Raw genomic sequence first — 17,462 nt, 5'->3', positions numbered from 1 at the left:
TCGGTCCCTTACGAAAAGCGGACGTCAATCCAACCTGATCTGCACACTGGCCGTATGCCCCCTGGCGTCGATCACCGAGAGCCGCGCAAAGCCTTTGCCTGGCTTGTCCCAAACGGCCTCCCGGCGTTCTTCGCCGATCACGATGGGCAGGCCGTCGGCGAGCCAGGTGAACGGCGGCGCCCCCCCCATCGCCTTGAGAGCCAGCGCGGCATCCGGCTCTCCCCCGGAAACCTCGACCCGTGCGCCATCGGGCGGAAAGGAAATCACCAGAGGGGCATCGCCCGAACCGGCGGCGGCAATTTCGGGTAAGGCGCCGGGACGGAAGCGCTGCAAGGCTGGCGGCAATTCCGAGGTCCGCGCAAACACCACGCCCGACGGCGGCGGCTTGAGCGGCACCCGCTTCTCACCGATGCGCTGAAAGGCATCGAACAGGATGGGAGCAGCGGCCTTGCGCCCGACCAGATCCGAGACGGGCGCGCCATCGGGCCGCCCGACCCAGACGGCGACCGTGTTGGCACCGTCGAACCCGACCGCCCAGGCATCGCGATAGCCGTAGGACGTGCCGGTCTTGTAGGCGATCTTGCCACCCACCGCGTTCTCCGGCGGCGGCGCGCCGATCAGGACATTTCCGACCTGCCAGGCCGCGGCCTTCTCGAAGAGGCGATGGGGCTGCGCACCAAGGGCGCGGTCCTGCGGTCGCCAGATCAGCGGCAGTGCCTCCCCGTCCCGGGCCAGTGCCAGATAGAGCGTGGCAAGATCGGTGAGTTTCACTCCGGCGCCGCCGAGACCAACGGCTAGGCCCGGCACGGCGTCGGGCGGCAAAGACGGCTCGGCACCGGCATTCTTCATGCGGGCGATCAGCCGGTTCGGCCCGATGGAATTGAGCAGCATCACCGCCGGTACGTTGAGCGACTGCTGTAAGGCACGGCGCATGGTGACGGTGCCCTGAAAGGCATCGTCGAAATTCTCGGGCTTGTAGACCCCGAAGCGCGCGGGACGATCATCCACCAGCGTCTCGGGATGGGCGAGGCCATCCTCGAAGGCAAGACCATAGATGAACGGCTTGAGGGTGGACCCGGGTGAGCGCGAGGATTCGGCAAGATCCATCTGGCCTGCCCGCGCCTTGTCGAAATAGCCGACGCCGCCGACATGCGCCCTCACCTCACCGCTGGCATTGTCGACGGCGACGATGGCAACCGAGACGCCGCCGCCCAAGGCGGTCGCACGCTCGCGCGCCAGGTTCTCGAGCTGCTCCTGCAGGAAGCGGGCAATCGTGGTGGTCACCACCGGATTGGGCTCGTTCCTGCCGGCCTGGGCCTGAAGCACCAGTTCCTGCCGCACCAGCCGTTCGGCGACATGGGCCGCCAGGATCGGGAAGGGCTTGCGCCCCTGCGGTGCCGCCTCCAGCGTCGCGGCCTCGGCCTGATCGGGATGGAGTGCGCCCTTGCCGGCGAGAAGCCGCAAGACCCGGTTTCGGGCCGCCTTGGCTGCGGCCGGAGCCCGGTCCGGGCGGCGCGATTCAGGGGCCTGCGGCAGGGCCACCAGCATCGCCGCCTCTGCCGTCGAAAGGCGCTTGGGCTCCTTGCCGAAATAAGCGAGCGATGCGGCCCGTGTTCCTTCCAGATTGCCGCCATAGGGTGCCAAAGCCAGATAGAGGCCGAGGATCTGCTCCTTACTCAGCCGGTTCTCGATCTGGACGGCGCGGATCATCTCCGCCGCCTTGTCGGCAAAGGTACGATCCGGCCGCGGCTCGAGCAGTCGCGCGACCTGCATGGTCAGGGTCGAACCGCCGGAGACGATCCGCCCTCGGCTCAGCATCTGCCAGGCAGCCCGGGCCATCGCCACCGGATCGATGCCGTGATGGGAATAGAAGCGCTTGTCCTCATAGGCGACCAGCATCGACAGGAAGCGCCGGTCGACCTCCTCCGGCTTGGCCGGCAGGCGCCAATAGCCGTCCGCCGTGGTGAAGGGTCGCAGCAGCTTGCCGTCGCGGTCCACCACCAGCGGAGAATAGGTCACGTTCTCGCCCAGGGGCACCGGCCCGAGGCGCCTGACAGCTTCCGACAGCGCAAAGCCGCCGGCGTTCACGGCGACAATGGCCGTGAACAGAAGCGCGCAAAGGATATGGACGCGCCGGGCGGTCATGGGCGCAGCGCTGGTTTCACCCTCCCCTGGAGGGGGAGGGTCGACGCAAAGCGTCGGGGTGGGGTGACAATGCCAGCTTCCCAGTGGAGAGCGACAGCGAACGATACAATGTGTTTCGAGGTGAGGATCACCCCACCGCGGCCCTTCAGGCCGAGCCTCCCCCTCCAGGGGAGGGTATAGCGCGGCCTTCTCCTCATTTTTCGGTCACCGTCAGCGTGCCGGTGGCAAGCGTGGCGTTGCGCTCGGGCTGGTACATGTCCTCCACCGTGGTACCGGGCATGATGTAGCGGCCAGGCGCCACCGCGCGCACGACATAGGCAACCTTCGCGGCCTGGTCGGTGAACGCGGCGACGAAGCGGTCGTCTCGGAACTCCGAATGGGTGACCTCGGTGAGATCCTTGAGCCAGGACATGCTGCCGGTCTCGCCGGTGACGACCAGGTTCGGATTCTCGATCTCGAAGCCGGCCGGAAGCCGGTCGACGAGCAGGAAGTTGCCGGTCTGGTTGTCGCCGCTGCGGCTGGCGCTCACCACCACCACCAGTCGGGTGTTCTGCTTCACCTCGGTGGGATCCACGGCCTTGCCGTCGAGCGAGAAATAGCTCCGCGTCAGGTTCATGCCGTTGTTGGCAGCGGGCTCGGGTACGACGGGCGAACCGGAAACCGCAACCACGGCCTGCAGGGCCGAAGCGCCGGGGTTCGAGACCGAATGCGGGGCCTTGAGCGCCTCGCCGCGATAGACCTTGTAGAAGGCACCCTGCTGCTCCGAGCCATCGGCGATCAGCTTGAGGGAACGGGCCTGGTCCGCGACGCTCCGGGCCGCGAGTACCATCCAGGTCATCTCCTGGGTCGAGGCATAGCGGGATTTGGAGCGCGCATCGGTAATGACCTTGAGCGCCGTCCTGATCACCGGCAGGCTGGCATTGTTGTCCCCTGCAAGCGCCACCACCGCCGCGGCGTCGCGAAGCGGAGAACCGTAATTGCGATAGGCCAGGCTGGTATCGCTGGTCTCCTTCTGGAGCGCCTCGGCAGCCGAGCCGAACGCCTCGCCGGCCCGCGGCTTGTCGCCGAGCATGCCGAGGGCGGCGGCGATCTGGGCCCGCGCCATGGCACTGCCGAACTGGCCGATCTTGGTATCGGCGAGATATTTCAGATCACCCGCCGGCGCCCTGCCGGCCCGGGCCAGCGTGTAGAGGGCATAGGCGATGTCCTCGCCCTTGCCCTCTTCCACGTCAGGCGCATTGCCGACGCGGTTGCGCAGATAGTCGACGGCTTGGTTGAGCGCCAGTTCCGGCACGGCGAAGCCCTTCTCGCGAGCCCGCAGCAGGAAATCGGTGACATAGGCCGACAGCCACAATTCACCGCTGTCGGCGTTCCACAGGCCGAAGGCACCATTGGAATCCTGGCGTGCGAGCAGGCGCTGTACCGTATCGCCCAGGCGCTCCTTCACCGTGCCGTCGAGATCGATGGCATTGCCGCCGAGCTCGCTGAGATAGAGCAAGGGCAGCGCCCGGCTGACGAGCTGTTCCGAGCAGCCGTAGGGATAGCGATCGAGATCGCGCAGCAGGCCGGGCACGTCGAGGGCGCTGAACGGCCCCACCGAAAGCGAGACCGCGCCGGTGCCGGGCACCATTTCAGCGATGAGGTCGGCATTGACGGTGATACCGCCGCCATTGGCGGCGATGGTCTGGATCGTACGGCGCGTCACCGGCGGATTGGCCGGCAGGACGCCGAGCGTGAAGCTCTGGTCGATGGCGACATTGCCGGGACCGGCCAGGGTGGCGACCAGCTTGCCGGTGCCGATACCGTTGGCGGTGATGGGAATGTTGACCGGCGTACGCGAGCCAGCCGCCCCGATCTTCACGGTCTGATAGAGAGCTGACGGCTGGGCACCGATCGGCCCTTCCATAGTGACGGCGAGCGTATAGTCGCCCGGTGCGGCCTCGGCGTTGACGAGATCGAGGCGGAAGCGCGACTGATCGCCCACGGCAAGGAAGCGCGGCAAGGTGCCGGCGATCACCACCGGATCGCGCACTTTGACGTCCGCCGAGGCATGGCCGACCTTGGTCGGCGTCCAGGCCACCGCCATCACCCGCACCAGACCGTTGAAGGCTGGAATGTCGAAGCCGATCTCGGCCGTGCCGTCGGCACCGACCTCGACCATGCCGGAGAACAGGGCCAAGGGCGCCTGGGTCGGCGGCGGGCTGTTGAAATTGGCACCGCCGTCGCCCCCGGTGCGGATCCGTCCCTTCGCCCCTTCCATGCCGTCGATCAGCTGGCCGTAGAGATCGTGCAGTTCGGCCGAAAGGCGCTTCTGGCTGTAATAGAAAGTCTCGGGCTCCGGCGGCTTGTAGCCCGTGAGGTTGAGGATGCCGACATCGACGGCTGCCAGGGTGACATAGGCCTTCTCTCCGGCAAGGCCCTCGACCTTCACCGGCACCTTGAGAGGCTGGCGCGGCTTCATCAGCTCGGTCGGCGTGAGCGTGACCTTGAGCGTGCGCTCATTGCGGTCGATGCCGAACCAGGCAAGGCCGATCGCGCGCGTCGGCATGCGTTTGGCTGCAACATCCATCGGCCGGAAATGGGTGACCACGACATAGGCGCCCGTGCCCCAATCCTTGCCGACGGTGACGGGAACGGTCGTCCCCTTTTCCGGCACGTCGATCAGGGTGGAGGACAGCAGCTTCTCGCCGACCACCTGCACCGAGGCCTTGCCGGCGAAACGGGCATCGATCTTCACCTGCAGCGTATCGCCGGTCTTGACGCTGGTCTGGTCGAGGGCGACCGGCAGCATGTCGGGCGTATCGGCCTTCTCGCTGGTGTAATAGCCCGCATAGAAGGAGCTGGAGGAGGAAGCCAGCCCATCCGCCGAGATTTCGAGGCGGTATTGGCCCCATTGCACCTGCGCGGAGATCTGAGCGGGCTTGTCGGCCAAGAGATCGACCGTGCCACCGCCGACCTTGCGGGCGGTGGTGACAGCCTCATAGTTCCAGCGATTGTTGCTCTTGTACCACTGATAGGTCGTGGTCAGGCGCTTGAGCGTCCAGGTCGCGCCCTTGGCCGCCACCTGATTGCCCTGGGGATCGACGGCAATTGCGTCGAACAAGGCCTGCTGGCCCTCGGGCACCGTGCCCTCGGCGAAGCCTGGCTTCAGCGCCAGCATCGGGCCGGTGGAGGCGATCGGCAGGGAGGCGCTGCGCACCACGCCACGGCCCCCGCCTTCCTTCATGCGGATGACGAAATTGGCCTTGAGCGGACGTGTGGTCGTCGGCAGTTGCGGCAGCGGCACGGTGAATTCGGCGTGACCCTTGTCGTCGGTCTGGGCGAGATCGTCGACGGTGTTCTGCACCGTATCGACATTCTCGTCCGACAGGCCAAAGGCGTAGTTCTTCCACTGCGAGAAGGGCTGGCTGTCGGTGGAGACGGAAACGTCACCCTCGATGTCGAGGCCAGCCGCCGGGGCGCCGAAGAGATAGCGGCCGTCCACCTTCAGGTTGGCGCCGCTGGTGCGGTCGATGCGCGTGCCCGAGGTAGCGAGGTCGAACTCGATGCGATCGGGCACGTAGTCCTCGACCAGGAAGGTGGTCTCGCCGACCGGTGCCGCCTTGGGATCGGTATAGGCGACGACACGCCAGGTTCCGCTGGCGGCGGAGGGAATGATGGCGATATCGGCGGTGCGGCCGCCGGCGCCCTGGTCCTTCAGCACGGTGCGGGAATATTCAACGCCATCGGGACGCTGCACCACCATGGTGACGGGCACCTCGGCCAGCGCGTTGGCATTGCCGTCGCGCAGCAGGATGGCGGCATGCACCGTCTCGCCGCGGCGGTAGACGCCGCGCTCGACATAGACGAAGGCATCGGCCGGCCCCGGCGGGTCGCGGCCGGTAACGCCGCGATCGGTGAGGTCGAAGGCCTGCTGGGTAAGGTCGATGAAGGCGTAGTCGCTCTTCTCGTCGGACGCGACCACGAGGGCCGGCTCCTGGCCCTCATTGCCCTTGGTGAGGCCGGCATCGAAGAAGGCAGCGCCATCGGCATCCGTCTTCACCGAGCCGAGAATCTCGTTGTTGCGGGCAAGCAGGCGCACCGTGACATTGGCAAGCGGCTCGGCGGAGGCGATGGAGCGCAGGAAGACGTGCAGGCCATCCTTGCCCTTCAGTGTCGACAGGCCGAGATCGGAGACGACGAACCACTGCGTGGCGAGCTGGTTGTCCTCGTCCTCCTTCACCTCCCCGGGCTGGGCCGTCATCACATAGAGGCCGGGCTCGATCTTGCCGAGCGCCTCGTCGACCGGAAAGGCGGTGGTGACGTCCTGATTCGGGGTGCTGGTAAGGTCCATCGTGCCTTCCCAGACCTTCTTGCCCTTGGTGCGGGCAATCTCGCTGGCCTGGGAGCCGTAGATCTGGTCGAGGAAATTGGAATCGATCACGGCGGAGATCAGGCTGCGGTCGCCGACCCGGTAGAGCGCGAGCTTGGCCTGGGTGGAATTGACCGAGACCAGAGGGATGCCGTTCTGGCCGGTGCGCGGCAGGACGTAGCTCTTGCCGACGAACTGCACGGATGGCAGGCGATCGCGCACATAGATTTCATACTCGGCGTTCTTGAGCAGGTTTTCGTCCACGGCAGAAGGCAGACCCTGGCGCACGGTGACCTTGTAGCGCCCGCCATGCTTCAGGCCTTCGACACAGAGCTTGGTGCCGTCGACCGTGACGGCCGAGACGGGCCCAGGATCCTGGGTGAAATAGGGCGTGTAGTCGGCGACCGCATTGCTCAACGGATCGGAAAACTGGAAGCACAGGCGCGGCTGCGGCGCGTCGCTCTCCACCGTATAATCGGTGATACGGAAGCCATGATCCTTGCGCACGTCCTCATAGGCTTCACGAATCTCGGCATTGTCGACCAAATCGAGGCTGGCGCGATAGGCGTTGAGGGCTGGCCGCCAATCCTCGCGCTTGACCAGCGCCTGGGCGACATCGTTGAGCGCGTCGGCCTGTTCCTGCGGCGTCTTGGCAAGCTGATAGGCGCGAATCGAGGCGCCAAGCGCCTTGTAGGGCAGTTCGTAGCCGTCCTGGCTGTTGAAGGGCTCGGCCACCAGCAGCAAATCGGCGAGGCGCTTCCACATCGCACCGTCATTGGGGGACAGGGCGATGAACTGCTCCACCACCACGGCGGTGTTGCGCGCATTGTCGGAGCTGATGGCCGCCTTCAGCTCTTCCTGGAGCTGCGGCGCGCTCTTCTTCATGGTCTTGGCGAGCTTGGCGATGCTGTCCTTGTAGCTGTCGGCCGCATAGGAATAGCTGTCGGCCTGGAACAGCGGCGCCGCCTGCACCGGGCCGGCGGCCACCCAGCCCAGCACGGCGAGCATGAGCACGAATGCTGAGAAAAACCGCACGAAGACGCCTTGGCGCGCTGCCTGCCTGACCATGTTGCCTGTCCTCTTACCCGCCCCCGGGCTTGTTGCGGCGGTCCTGTCCACGCTAGCGAGTCGGCGTGACCCGGGCGTGTCGTCAGTTATGGATGGGACCCAATCGATAACTGACGACACGCCCGGGTCACGCGATATGCACAGGGAACGGGCCACCGAGCCCGCAAGATTAAGGGCGCCCTGGGTCGGCGGCAATCATGATTCAGAGAGTTTTTACCATCTGTACCGGTGGGAACAGGATGCGTACCGGTGTTTTTGCAGCCGGCTTATTTTTTCCGTGCAAGAGGGCTGGACAACCACGGAGGCGCTGGCTATACACCCGCGGTCTCGCGGCGGCCTCGGCTGACTCGCCGGATGCCTGAGTAGCTCAGTTGGTAGAGCATGCGACTGAAAATCGCAGTGTCGGTGGTTCGATTCCGCCCTCAGGCACCATCAGCCCTTCCGCTGATTTCCAAATTCTTCGAAATCGTCGAAAAAATCAACGCTTTGACACCAAAGCGCGCGTTGTTACGTGCTTGGTCTATCCGCTCGCAGATGTGAAAGTCTGCAAGGATCTGCGCGCTGCGACGTTCTCCAGGGTCACGGCGAGGCTCCAGTCGAAACGAATAGCCTGATAGTCGCGCGGGCCAAAGAGCGCCTCCACAACCGAACATTAACCCCATGCCGCGAACACTGTGCCGGAAGGCATAACGGTGGGGACTGATATGGACTTACGCGACACGGCGAACGTGATTGATGCGCGCCAGGCGTTTCTCGATGCGGAGTTCGATTTCATCTGCCGCCTCCCGCCAGGATATGCTGCCCCGACCTCGGGCGGCTCGCCACCGGCAGATCTGTCGGCCTTTCGCCAAGCCAAGGCCGCTGCGAGCCAATCAAGCGTCGAAACGATCACACCGCCCCGATCGCAACAAATCTAGCTGGTCACACGACACAAGCAGTTGTGACCATAGCCTATCCGCACCCACGATCCTCTCATCGCCGGCCCGTTTTCGGCCCATGCCCCGCGCGACGCGACGGAATCCCGGACCGCCCCACTCCCGCGCATTTCCGTCATGGAAGCGTTCAACAAAGCCCCGGTCAGAAAGAACTCTGCCCTTCTGATCGGGGAGCGAAGTTTGGTTAAAGCGTTTTTCGATTTGGTTGAATCACCAAGAATCGCAAAAACGCGTCGTATCAAAGAGTTAGAGCAAAAAAGCGTTCACGCTTGAACGCGCTTTGCTCTGGGGGTCATCGGCCCGGGCGCGTGGGCCATGGGCGGATCCATGCGCTCGGGCCTAACCGACAATCCGATAAAAGCCGAGGATTGCTCTTCGCAGGCCTCGCGGACGCCAGCCTGTCGTCTGCTTAGCACGGGATCAGGGCAAGAGTTTGAAACGCCCGGGTCGCCCCCTCTGAGCTGCCCCCCTACCCCGTCGCGGCTATTGCCAGGTCCAACGATTGTTCAGACCCTGGCCACGTTCCAGCGTTGGATTGTCTCCCCATTTGCGCTCGGCCCAGGTTTCGTAGAGGGCCAGGTCGAGCGCATTGTCCTGCAGGATCTTCTGACGCAGTGCCTCGCCAATATCCTGGCTGCGCAGCGCATTGGTGGGCGCGGCATTCTCATGGGGCAGTTTCTCGAACTTCCAGCCGATATCCTGGGTCATCTGCTCCATCACCGCATCGCAATTGCGATAATCGCCGACGAACCAGAACGTCTCGAACTGCCTGGACAGGAACTCGAACCTCTGGCGCTGGCTCATCTTGCGGATGCCCAGGGAGGACAAGCCGAAATAATGCCTGAAATAAAAGCGGCTGATACGGTTGTGCTTGTTGGTCGGGTACCATTGCTCAAAGGACATGCCCACGATCCGATGTCTCTCGGGCGTCTTCTGCAGGAAATTATAAAGCGAGACATAGAAGGACACCGGTTCCCGGAGCAGGCCGACCTCCCGGATGACGCGGCCCTCGAACCCCCGGGCGGCCGTGCGCGGCAATCTGTGGCCGAACAGGATGCGGATTTCGTCGCGGTCGGCTTGGGGCACGCGGTTCACGGGATCGAGCCAAGGCCGTTGCTCGGGCTTGGAATAGATCACGGCGGAACCGCGCGACGGGACATCGTGCAGGAGATAGTCCCTGACGCTCAGGCCGGCGCATTTCAGGATATGCGGAAAGAGATAGACGGTGGTGTTGCTGCTCATCAAGTCTCGCCAGGCTCAACCTCCTGCCGGCACCGGCCGGAAGAGTTGACCCCTTCACCCCTCATTTCTTGGCCAGGGGAACATTCGTACCGCATTGACCATGGTGTCATTCGATCTTCTGTGCTGCCCCTGCCCGACAATCACTAGACGGACAAGCCATCAGCAGTCACTACAAGGATCGACTACATATAGTAAGTCGGCGGCGAGGCAACGGGCCTGTTCGCGAGGGCACGCGTGATTGCAACCAATCGTGTATGCCTCTGCAAGGGCGACAGGCCTGGAAACGACACCGGCCCGTCCTCGCGAACGGGCCGTTCGATCGCGGTCCCCCTCGCCTCAGACCTTCCGGCGCCGGCGATACTGGTCGATCACCACGGCACCCACGATGATGGCGCCGAGCACGATCTGCTGCAGGGAGGCGGGAACGCCGAGGAAGGTGAAGCCTGAGGTCACCACCGAGAGGATGAGGAGGCCGATCACCGTGGAGGTGATGCGCCCCACGCCGCCGGAGAGCGAGGTGCCGCCGATCACCACCGCCGCGATGGCCTGCAGCTCATAGCCGAGGCCTGCGCCGGCCTGGCCCGAGCCGGCACGGGCGATCTGCACCACACCGGCCAGGCCCGAGAGCAGGCCGGCGAAGCCGTAGACCTTGACCAGGTGCCACTTCACGTCGATGCCCGAAACACGGGCGGCCTGCATGTTCGAGCCGATGGCATAGGTGAACTTGCCGTAGCGCGTGTAGCACATGGCGATATGGAAGATCAGCGCCACCACCAGGAAGATCACCGTCGGCACGTCGATGGAGAAGCCGAAGAGTTCCACGGGCGAGCCGATGACGCGGAAGGAAGGCGTGAAGGTGCTGACGGGCTGGCCATTGGTGTACCAGGTGGCGAAGCCGCGCGCCGAGACCATCATGCCGAGCGTGGCGATGAAGGGCGGCACATTGGCGTAGGCGATCAACGCGCCGTTGATGACGCCGGCAAGCAGCCCCGTCGCCAGGCCCGCCAGCACGGGAATGATGAAAGGCAGGTCGGTGAGGTGAGGATAGACCACGGAGCGCGCCGTGCTCACCTGCGCGAGCGAGGCGGCGATCATGGCGGTGGCGCCCACCACGGAGCCGGAGGACAGGTCGACGCCGCTGGTGATGATGGTCTGCGCCACGCCCACCGCGATGATGCCGATCACAGCCACCTGCAGGAAGATGATGCTCAGGCGCCCCGCATTGAAGAAGAAGCTCTGGCTCTTCAGCGGCCAGCCGATGAGCTCGAATATCGCCACGATGACGGCGAGAACCGCCAGGATGCTCAGTTCCTGCGGCAGCCGGCGATGCGGCTTGACGCTGGATATCTGCGGCGATTTGCCGGCAGCCTCATTCGCGGACATGGGATCCTCCAATTCTATCGCTAAGCGCCTCACGGCGCATCGTATCGGGGTTCTTCCAATTCCAGGGCCTCGCGCCTCAGCGCGCGGCCAGTTCCATGATCTTGACCTGGTCCGCCTCGGCGCGGTCGAGGATGCCGGTGGCATGGCCGGCATGCATGACGAGGATGCGGTCGCTCATGCCCAGCACTTCGGGCAGTTCCGAGGAGATCATGATCACAGCCACGCCCTCGCCCGCCAGCTTGCTGATGAGGCGGTGGATTTCGGCCTTGGCGCCGACATCGATGCCGCGCGTCGGCTCGTCGAGGATGAGTATCTTCGGCTTGGTCAGGAGCCAGCGGCCGATCAGCACCTTCTGCTGGTTGCCGCCCGACAGGTTCTCGATGCGCTCATGCAGGTTCGGCGTCTTGACGCGCAGCGCCGCGCTCATCTCGGTGCAGGCCGGCGTCACCTCGCCCGCGGCGACGAAGCCGGCCTTGACGTAGCGCTGCGTCAGCACCGCCATCTGCATGTTCTCGAGAATATCGAGGATGAGAAAGCAGCCCGTATCCTTGCGGTCCTCGGTGAGAAACGCCATGCCCTGGCGCATGGCGACCGCAGGCGAGGAGATGGAGACGGGCTTGCCGAAGACCTCGATCGTACCGGAGGAGGCCGGCGTCACGCCGAACAGGGTCTCCGCCACATTGGAGCGCCCTGCCCCGACCAGCCCGGCGAAACCAAGGATCTCGCCGGAACGCAGGTCGAAGGAGACATCGTGGAAGACGCCATCCAGCGTCAGGTTCTTCACGGACAGGACCACGTCACCGATCGGCACCGTCTCCTTGGGGAACATCTGGGTGATCTCGCGGCCGACCATGCGGCGGATGATCTCGTCGCGCGTGAGATTGGCGGCTAGGTCCGTGCCGATATATTTGCCATCGCGGAAGATCGAGACTTCGTCGGCGATCTCGAAGAGCTCGTTCATCTTGTGCGTGATGTAGACGATGCCCTTACCCTGGGCCTTGAGATCGTGGATGATCTCGAACAAATGCGCGACTTCCGTCTCGGTCAGCGCCGACGTCGGCTCGTCCATGATCAACACGTCGGAATTGTAGGAAATCGCCTTGGCGATCTCGACCATCTGGCGGTTGGCCACCGAGAGCGAGCCGACGGGCACGGTGGGGTCGATCTTGATCTTGAGCTGCTCGAACAGCTTGGCGGTGCGGCGGTTGAGCTCGCCATGGTCGACGAAACCCAGCCGGGTCAGAGGCTCGCGCCGGATCCAGACGTTCTCCGCCACCGTCATGTACTGCATCAGGTTGAGTTCCTGATGGATCATGGCGACGCCTTGCTGGAGCGCATCGAGAGGCCCGGAGAACTGCACCTCCTGCCCGCGCAGCTTCATCACGCCGCCGTCGCGCTGATAGACGCCGGCAATGATCTTCATCAGTGTCGACTTGCCGGCGCCGTTCTCGCCCATCAGGGCATGCACCGTGCCGGGACGCAATTTGAAGGAAACATTGTCGAGCGCCAGCACGCCGGGAAAGCCCTTGCGTACGCCCTCCACCTCGATGAGACAGGCAGAGTCCGAGGTACCGCGGCTCGCCGCCGCCGATTGCACTACAGCCATCCTTGTTCTCCCTCATGCCGGCGCCGGGGCTGGCGACGTGTTTCATCGGTCCGGAACCGAGGTCCGGACATTGCCGCGTCTGGCGAGAAGATCGTGAGCGCCTCCGGCCCTTCAGCCGGAGGGCTCTTATGCAGTCCGATCAGTTCTTCTTGAGGTAGTTGTCGATATTGGCCGGGGTCACCAGCTCGAAAGGCACCCAGACCATGGCGTCGACCTTCTCGCCCTTGGCAAGCTTCAGGGCCGTATCGACGGCACCCTGGCCCTGGCCGGCGGCGTTCTGGAACACGGTGACCTGCAGGTCGCCATCCTTCATGGCGCCGAGGCCGTCCTGCGTGGCGTCCACGCCGCCGACAAGGGTCTTGCCGCCAGCAAGGCCGGCCTGCTTGAGCGCCTGGATGGCGCCGATCGCCATTTCGTCATTGTTGGAGATCACGGCAGCCGGCTTGATGCCCGAGGTCAGCCAGTTGGTCATCAGGTCGATCGCCTGGGTGCGGTCCCAGTTGGCCGTCTGCTTCTGCAGGATCTTCATGCCCGTGCAGGGCTCCTTGGCGATCACGTCCTCGACGTCCTGCGTGCGCTGGCGGGCGGCCTGGTTCGACAATTCGCCCATGATCACCACGATATCGCCCTTGCCACCGAGAAGCTTGCAGATCTCCTTGGTTTCGAGCGTACCGGAATCAACCTCGTTCGAACCGACGAAGGCGACCTTTTCGGGCAGCTTCTCTTCGGAGGGCATGCGATTGACATAGACGAGCGGGATGCCGGCATCGGTGGCGAGCTTGGTCATCTGCGGGGTAGCATCGGTGTCGACCGGGTTGACGATGATGGCGTCGACCTTCTGGGCGATGAAGTTCTGGATCTGGCTGAGCTGCTTGTTGACGTCGTTCTGCCCGTCCTCGATCTGAAGGTTCACGCCGGACTTGGTCTTGGCATAGTCGGTCATGCCATTGCGCAGCACGGTGAGGAAGTTGTCGTCGAACTTGGCCATGCTGACGCCGATATTCTCGGCATAGGCCGTGCCGCACAGCAAGACCGTTGCGGCGAGCGCGAAAAGGGTCCGTTTCATCGTGTCTCCTCCCTGGGTCGGATGTCCGGCAGCACCCGTCATTTTCCGGATAATTCCCTTTCGGGGAATTGGTCGATCGTTCAAGCGTTTGCGGTTCGCCGGGATGGCCCGCAATCACAAAGACGCGTAGAAACAAAGAGCTGGAAAAGCGCGTCCACGGATGAACGCGCTTTGCCCTAGGAAACCAAGCCTGCCGCAATCAGCGCCATGCTCGCGGCAAGGCGAGCCTGGACCTGTTTGGCGTCCATCTGCTGGATGCTTTCGGCGAAAGGCTCGAAGGAGAGCGCACCGGCATAACCGCCAGCGCGCAACGCCTCGATCTGAGCGACATTGCCCAGACGATCATCCGCTCCCACGAGACCGCGATGGCTGTCCCGCATCTCCCCCACTGCCACGGACGCATCGTCCACGCCGGAGATATGAACCAGCCCTGTGCGGTCCGGGAACAACGCCGCCTCGCCCGCGAGATGATGATGGAAGGTATCATGCACCAATTTGAAGGTCCGCGCACCATCGACAGCATCGATGGCGGCAACGGCTTCCGACTTCAGGCGCAGGGAGCAGATCTCGAAACCCAAGGGCTCGACGAGGCCGGTCAGCCCGCGCCGAGACAGGATTGGCCCGAGTGCCTGCAACGCCTCGATCAACCGGGGCAGGCGCTCGTGATCGCCGCGCCCCTCGCCGTCGTTGCGCGGCACCAGCACGAGAGCCTTGGCGCCCGCACCGGCCGCATAATCGGCGAGTTCTTCGGCTTCCGACGCGCGTGCCGCGCCCCAATCGTTGAAACGCTGCAAGGCATTGATCGACAGGATTTCGACGCCGGCGCGCTGCGCCTCCTCCCTCACCGAGGCTGCCGGCGTTCCGTCGAGGATGGCGTTGCCGGTGAGGTCGTTGCGGATCTCGACCCTGTCGATCCCCAGATTGCGGGCAAGTGCGAAGAATTCGGCAGGCCGCAGCTTCGGTGCGGTCATATGGTTGAGAGCGAAGGGTTCGGCTCCGCTTGTCATGAAACACTCCTTGCAGGCGCAAGCGCCCTATTTCCAACCTCGCCGGCGCCGTTTGCGGCGCCATGTGCTCCGATACCGATCATCAAAAATAGAATGATTGGACCGTTTTTGAACTTAATTGGAATTAATATTCTATTTTTGCACTGCGCTGTCAAGTGCGCATTTCAGTCGCGCGCGGCCGCCAACGGGCCCGAGCGCGCGCCTTGCAAGATCAAGCAAGCACCGGCCTTCTCAGATATTTTCGGGAAGATAGAGATTGAAAGGCAGGAAGGTCTGTCCGGTTCCTTCCACGCTGCCGGCGAGGCAGGCCTGGGCCATGACGCGGACGAGCTCCACGGGCAGTTGCGGCAGCGGTGTCGCAATGACGAAGGAAATCACCTCTTCGCTCAAGGCAAGGCGCGAATCCGGTGTCAGTTCCGGGCAGACAGCCACCAGCCCCTTCGCCTTTTCCTCCCGCAAGGCGGCTATCACTCCCTCCATGCCGCCTCCGGCCACATAGAGACCGGCCAGGTCCGGATAGCGCCTGATGAGCCCGAAAGTCGCTTCATAGGCTATGCTCGACTCTTCCAGATTGACACGGCTGTCCAGCACCTCGAAATCCGGGGCATGTTCGCGGAAATAGCTGCGCAGCCCGATCTCGCGCAGTTCATGGCCATGGAAACGGTGACTGCCGAGAATGATGCCGATCTTGCCGGGCTGGCGAGCGGTGCGGGCGATGAGCCAGCCCGCGGTGCGCCCGGCCTTGCGGTTGTCGAGACCGACATAACCGGCGCGGTGTTCGGCGGCAAAATCGGACAGCAGCGCAAAGACGGGCACGTTGCGGGCCTTCAGTTCCGCCACCGCCACGGTAATCAGGGGATGGTCCACGGATACGACAGCAAGAGCCTGGCACCTCTCGCCGAGACTATGCATCCGCTCGGCCACGGCTGCCGGCGAGGTATCGCCATGGTGCTCGATCACAGCGGAGATGCGGAAGCCGGGCGCCGAAGCTGCGGCCTCCGCAATGGATTGAGCCAGCAGGCTGTAGAAAGGGGACGCGGATTTGAGCAACAGGAAACCCAAGCGCAGATGCGGCACTTCGCGATCGAGGCGTTGCTGGATCAGCCCGGCGGCGTAGTAGCCAAGCGTCTTGGCCGCCTCGGCTACGCGTCGGGCCGTTTCCGGCCGAACCGGAAGCCGGCCGTTCAGAACGCGGTCGACCGTTGCGGGGCTGACGCCCGCCTCCTTCGCGACATCCTGGATCGTCGGCCTGGCCATGGTGGCTCTGATGGAATTACATCATGATGATAGTTGTTTTGACGTGTTTTGATAGAAACTGTCAACGCCCCATTGAGCCCCGAACCGGTGCGACATAGCATCCGGATCAAGGATGAGGCCTGATCGGAACCAGGCCATAGCGTTTTGCGATTTGACGGTGTCAGCAGGAATCACAAAGACGCATCCAAACAAAGAGTTAGAGCAAATAGGCGTTCACACTTGAACGCGTTTTGCTCTAGATATAGGGAGCTCGCGATGAGGCCGACCCGGCGCGACTACAGTCTGATCGGGCGTGATGCCCAGGCCGCCGTCGAGAGCGGCCTCGCCGCTGCCGAATGGTATCGCTGCGACATTCCCCGCAAGCGCATGAAGGAGCTCATGCAGCGCAAGGACGGCCCGGCGATCCGAGACACCGCGCTTTGGCTGGCCGGGTTGCTCGCCAGCGGCCTCGCCGCCGGGCTGCTCTGGGGAAGCTGGTGGTGCCTGCCGTTCTTTGCGCTCTATGGCATTCTCTATGGTTCGGCCTCGGACTCGCGCTGGCACGAATGCGGGCACGGCACTGCTTTCCGTACGCGCTGGATGAACGACGTCGTCTATCACATCGCCTGCTTCATGATCATGCGCGAGCCGACGATCTGGCGCTGGAGCCACACGCGCCATCACACCGATACCATCATCGTGGGCCGCGACCCCGAGATCGCGGCAATGCGGCCGCCGGCAATCCTGCGCCTCATCTCCAATATCTTCGCGATCGCCTCGACCTGGGCCGCCCTCAAGGGTCTCGTGCTGCATGCCACCGGCCGGCTCAGTGAGGAGGAAGAGACCTTCGTGCCGGAGATGGAACGCAGCAAGGTCTATCTGGTCGCACGCATCTGGCTTGCCATTCTCGCCGCCACCATCGCCCTCTCGCTGGCGCTGCAGTCCTGGCTGCCGATGATGTTCGTGGGCGTCCTGCCCACCATGTATGGCGGCTGGCTGACCCTCTATTTCGGGCTGACACAGCATGCGGGCCTGGCCGAGAACGTGCTCGACCATCGTCTGAACTCCCGCACCGTCTACATGAACCCGTTCTTCCGCTTCGTGTATTGGAACATGAACTATCATGTCGAGCACCATATGTTCCCGATGGTGCCCTATCACGCACTGCCGGAACTGCATAAGGCCATGCTCGCCGACACACCGACGCCCTATCGCAGCACGATCCAGGCCTATCGGGAGATCATCCCGGCCCTGCGCCGCCAGATGAAGGATCCTGAATATTTCGTGCGCCGGATGCTGCCCGCGAGCGCCCGCCCCTATCGCCCCGATCTGCATGGCGAAGTGGTCATGCCCGACGATCCGCGCGCCCGCTTTGCCGGCCAGCATCACTGACAGACACAAGACGCAAAACCACATCGGGAGG

At 64.0% G+C, this 17,462-nt stretch carries 10 protein-coding genes and 1 tRNA gene; 3 read left to right on the top strand and 8 right to left on the bottom strand.

The window, feature by feature from the left end:
- Window positions 1–24: 24 nt before the first annotated feature.
- Both pbpC and ACIGJE_RS13590 read right to left on the bottom strand, forming a co-directional pair.
- Window positions 25–2,145: a penicillin-binding protein 1C gene (pbpC, locus tag ACIGJE_RS13595; RefSeq protein ID WP_483677686.1), complete on the bottom strand. Its 2,121-nt coding sequence runs from the start codon at window positions 2,143–2,145 to the stop codon at window positions 25–27.
- Between the two features lie 193 nt (window positions 2,146–2,338).
- Window positions 2,339–7,564 carry an alpha-2-macroglobulin family protein gene (locus ACIGJE_RS13590; protein WP_483677684.1) on the bottom strand — a complete coding sequence of 1,742 codons (5,226 nt, stop codon included), beginning with the start codon at window positions 7,562–7,564 and terminating at the stop codon, window positions 2,339–2,341.
- A gap of 356 nt (window positions 7,565–7,920) precedes the next feature.
- Between ACIGJE_RS13590 and ACIGJE_RS13585 the strand changes: the two genes are divergently transcribed.
- A tRNA-Phe gene (locus ACIGJE_RS13585) sits at window positions 7,921–7,996 on the top strand.
- Window positions 7,997–8,268: 272 nt separating this feature from the next.
- Window positions 8,269–8,481, top strand: coding sequence for a hypothetical protein (locus ACIGJE_RS13580; RefSeq protein ID WP_311934406.1), 213 nt, complete (start codon window positions 8,269–8,271; stop codon window positions 8,479–8,481).
- Window positions 8,482–8,982: 501 nt separating this feature from the next.
- On the opposite strand, the gene ACIGJE_RS13575 is transcribed toward ACIGJE_RS13580, so the two are convergent.
- The 6 genes from ACIGJE_RS13575 to ACIGJE_RS13550 all read right to left on the bottom strand — a co-directional run bounded on the left by ACIGJE_RS13575 (window position 8,983) and on the right by ACIGJE_RS13550 (window position 16,060).
- Entirely contained in the window at window positions 8,983–9,741 is a 759-nt protein-coding gene (locus tag ACIGJE_RS13575) for a hypothetical protein (protein ID WP_367625715.1), read from the bottom strand.
- Window positions 9,742–10,077: 336 nt separating this feature from the next.
- Window positions 10,078–11,124: an ABC transporter permease gene (locus ACIGJE_RS13570; RefSeq protein WP_105865301.1), complete on the bottom strand. Its 1,047-nt coding sequence runs from the start codon at window positions 11,122–11,124 to the stop codon at window positions 10,078–10,080.
- Between the two features lie 76 nt (window positions 11,125–11,200).
- Window positions 11,201–12,730, bottom strand: coding sequence for a sugar ABC transporter ATP-binding protein (locus ACIGJE_RS13565; protein WP_483677681.1), 1,530 nt, complete (start codon window positions 12,728–12,730; stop codon window positions 11,201–11,203).
- 139 nt (window positions 12,731–12,869) lie between these two features.
- Window positions 12,870–13,796 (bottom strand): sugar ABC transporter substrate-binding protein, encoded by a 927-nt coding sequence (locus ACIGJE_RS13560; RefSeq protein WP_311934402.1) that lies wholly within the window; start codon window positions 13,794–13,796, stop codon window positions 12,870–12,872.
- A gap of 176 nt (window positions 13,797–13,972) precedes the next feature.
- A complete protein-coding gene (locus tag ACIGJE_RS13555; RefSeq protein WP_367625713.1) occupies window positions 13,973–14,803 on the bottom strand; it encodes a TIM barrel protein in 831 nt (276 codons plus the stop codon).
- Window positions 14,804–15,034: 231 nt separating this feature from the next.
- On the bottom strand, window positions 15,035–16,060 hold the full coding sequence (locus tag ACIGJE_RS13550) for a LacI family DNA-binding transcriptional regulator (protein ID WP_367625712.1): 1,026 nt from the start codon (window positions 16,058–16,060) through the stop codon (window positions 15,035–15,037).
- Between the two features lie 255 nt (window positions 16,061–16,315).
- On the opposite strand from ACIGJE_RS13550, the gene ACIGJE_RS13545 reads away from it, so the two are divergent.
- A complete protein-coding gene (locus tag ACIGJE_RS13545) occupies window positions 16,316–17,431 on the top strand; it encodes a fatty acid desaturase family protein (protein ID WP_415086819.1) in 1,116 nt (371 codons plus the stop codon).
- The last annotated feature ends 31 nt before the right edge of the window (window positions 17,432–17,462 follow it).

The sequence above is a fragment of the Labrys sp. E2SS-1L genome, assembly GCF_057073705.1.
Note: the sequence above shows the minus strand (reverse complement) of the source record. Positions and strands in the feature narration are given on the sequence as shown.

Excerpts from the sequence above, each read along its gene's own strand:
- ACIGJE_RS13560 (WP_311934402.1), bottom strand. The coding sequence starts at position 13,796 with ATGAAACGGACCCTTTTCGCGCTCGCCGCAACGGTCTTGCTGTGCGGC.
- ACIGJE_RS13550 (WP_367625712.1), bottom strand. The coding sequence starts at position 16,060 with ATGGCCAGGCCGACGATCCAGGATGTCGCGAAGGAGGCGGGCGTCAGC.
- ACIGJE_RS13570 (WP_105865301.1), bottom strand. The coding sequence starts at position 11,124 with ATGTCCGCGAATGAGGCTGCCGGCAAATCGCCGCAGATATCCAGCGTC.
- ACIGJE_RS13580 (WP_311934406.1), top strand. The coding sequence starts at position 8,269 with ATGGACTTACGCGACACGGCGAACGTGATTGATGCGCGCCAGGCGTTT.
- ACIGJE_RS13565 (WP_483677681.1), bottom strand. The coding sequence starts at position 12,730 with ATGGCTGTAGTGCAATCGGCGGCGGCGAGCCGCGGTACCTCGGACTCT.
- ACIGJE_RS13545 (WP_415086819.1), top strand. The coding sequence starts at position 16,316 with ATGAGGCCGACCCGGCGCGACTACAGTCTGATCGGGCGTGATGCCCAG.
- pbpC (WP_483677686.1), bottom strand. The coding sequence starts at position 2,145 with ATGACCGCCCGGCGCGTCCATATCCTTTGCGCGCTTCTGTTCACGGCC.
- ACIGJE_RS13590 (WP_483677684.1), bottom strand. The coding sequence starts at position 7,564 with ATGGTCAGGCAGGCAGCGCGCCAAGGCGTCTTCGTGCGGTTTTTCTCA.
- ACIGJE_RS13575 (WP_367625715.1), bottom strand. The coding sequence starts at position 9,741 with ATGAGCAGCAACACCACCGTCTATCTCTTTCCGCATATCCTGAAATGC.
- ACIGJE_RS13555 (WP_367625713.1), bottom strand. The coding sequence starts at position 14,803 with ATGACAAGCGGAGCCGAACCCTTCGCTCTCAACCATATGACCGCACCG.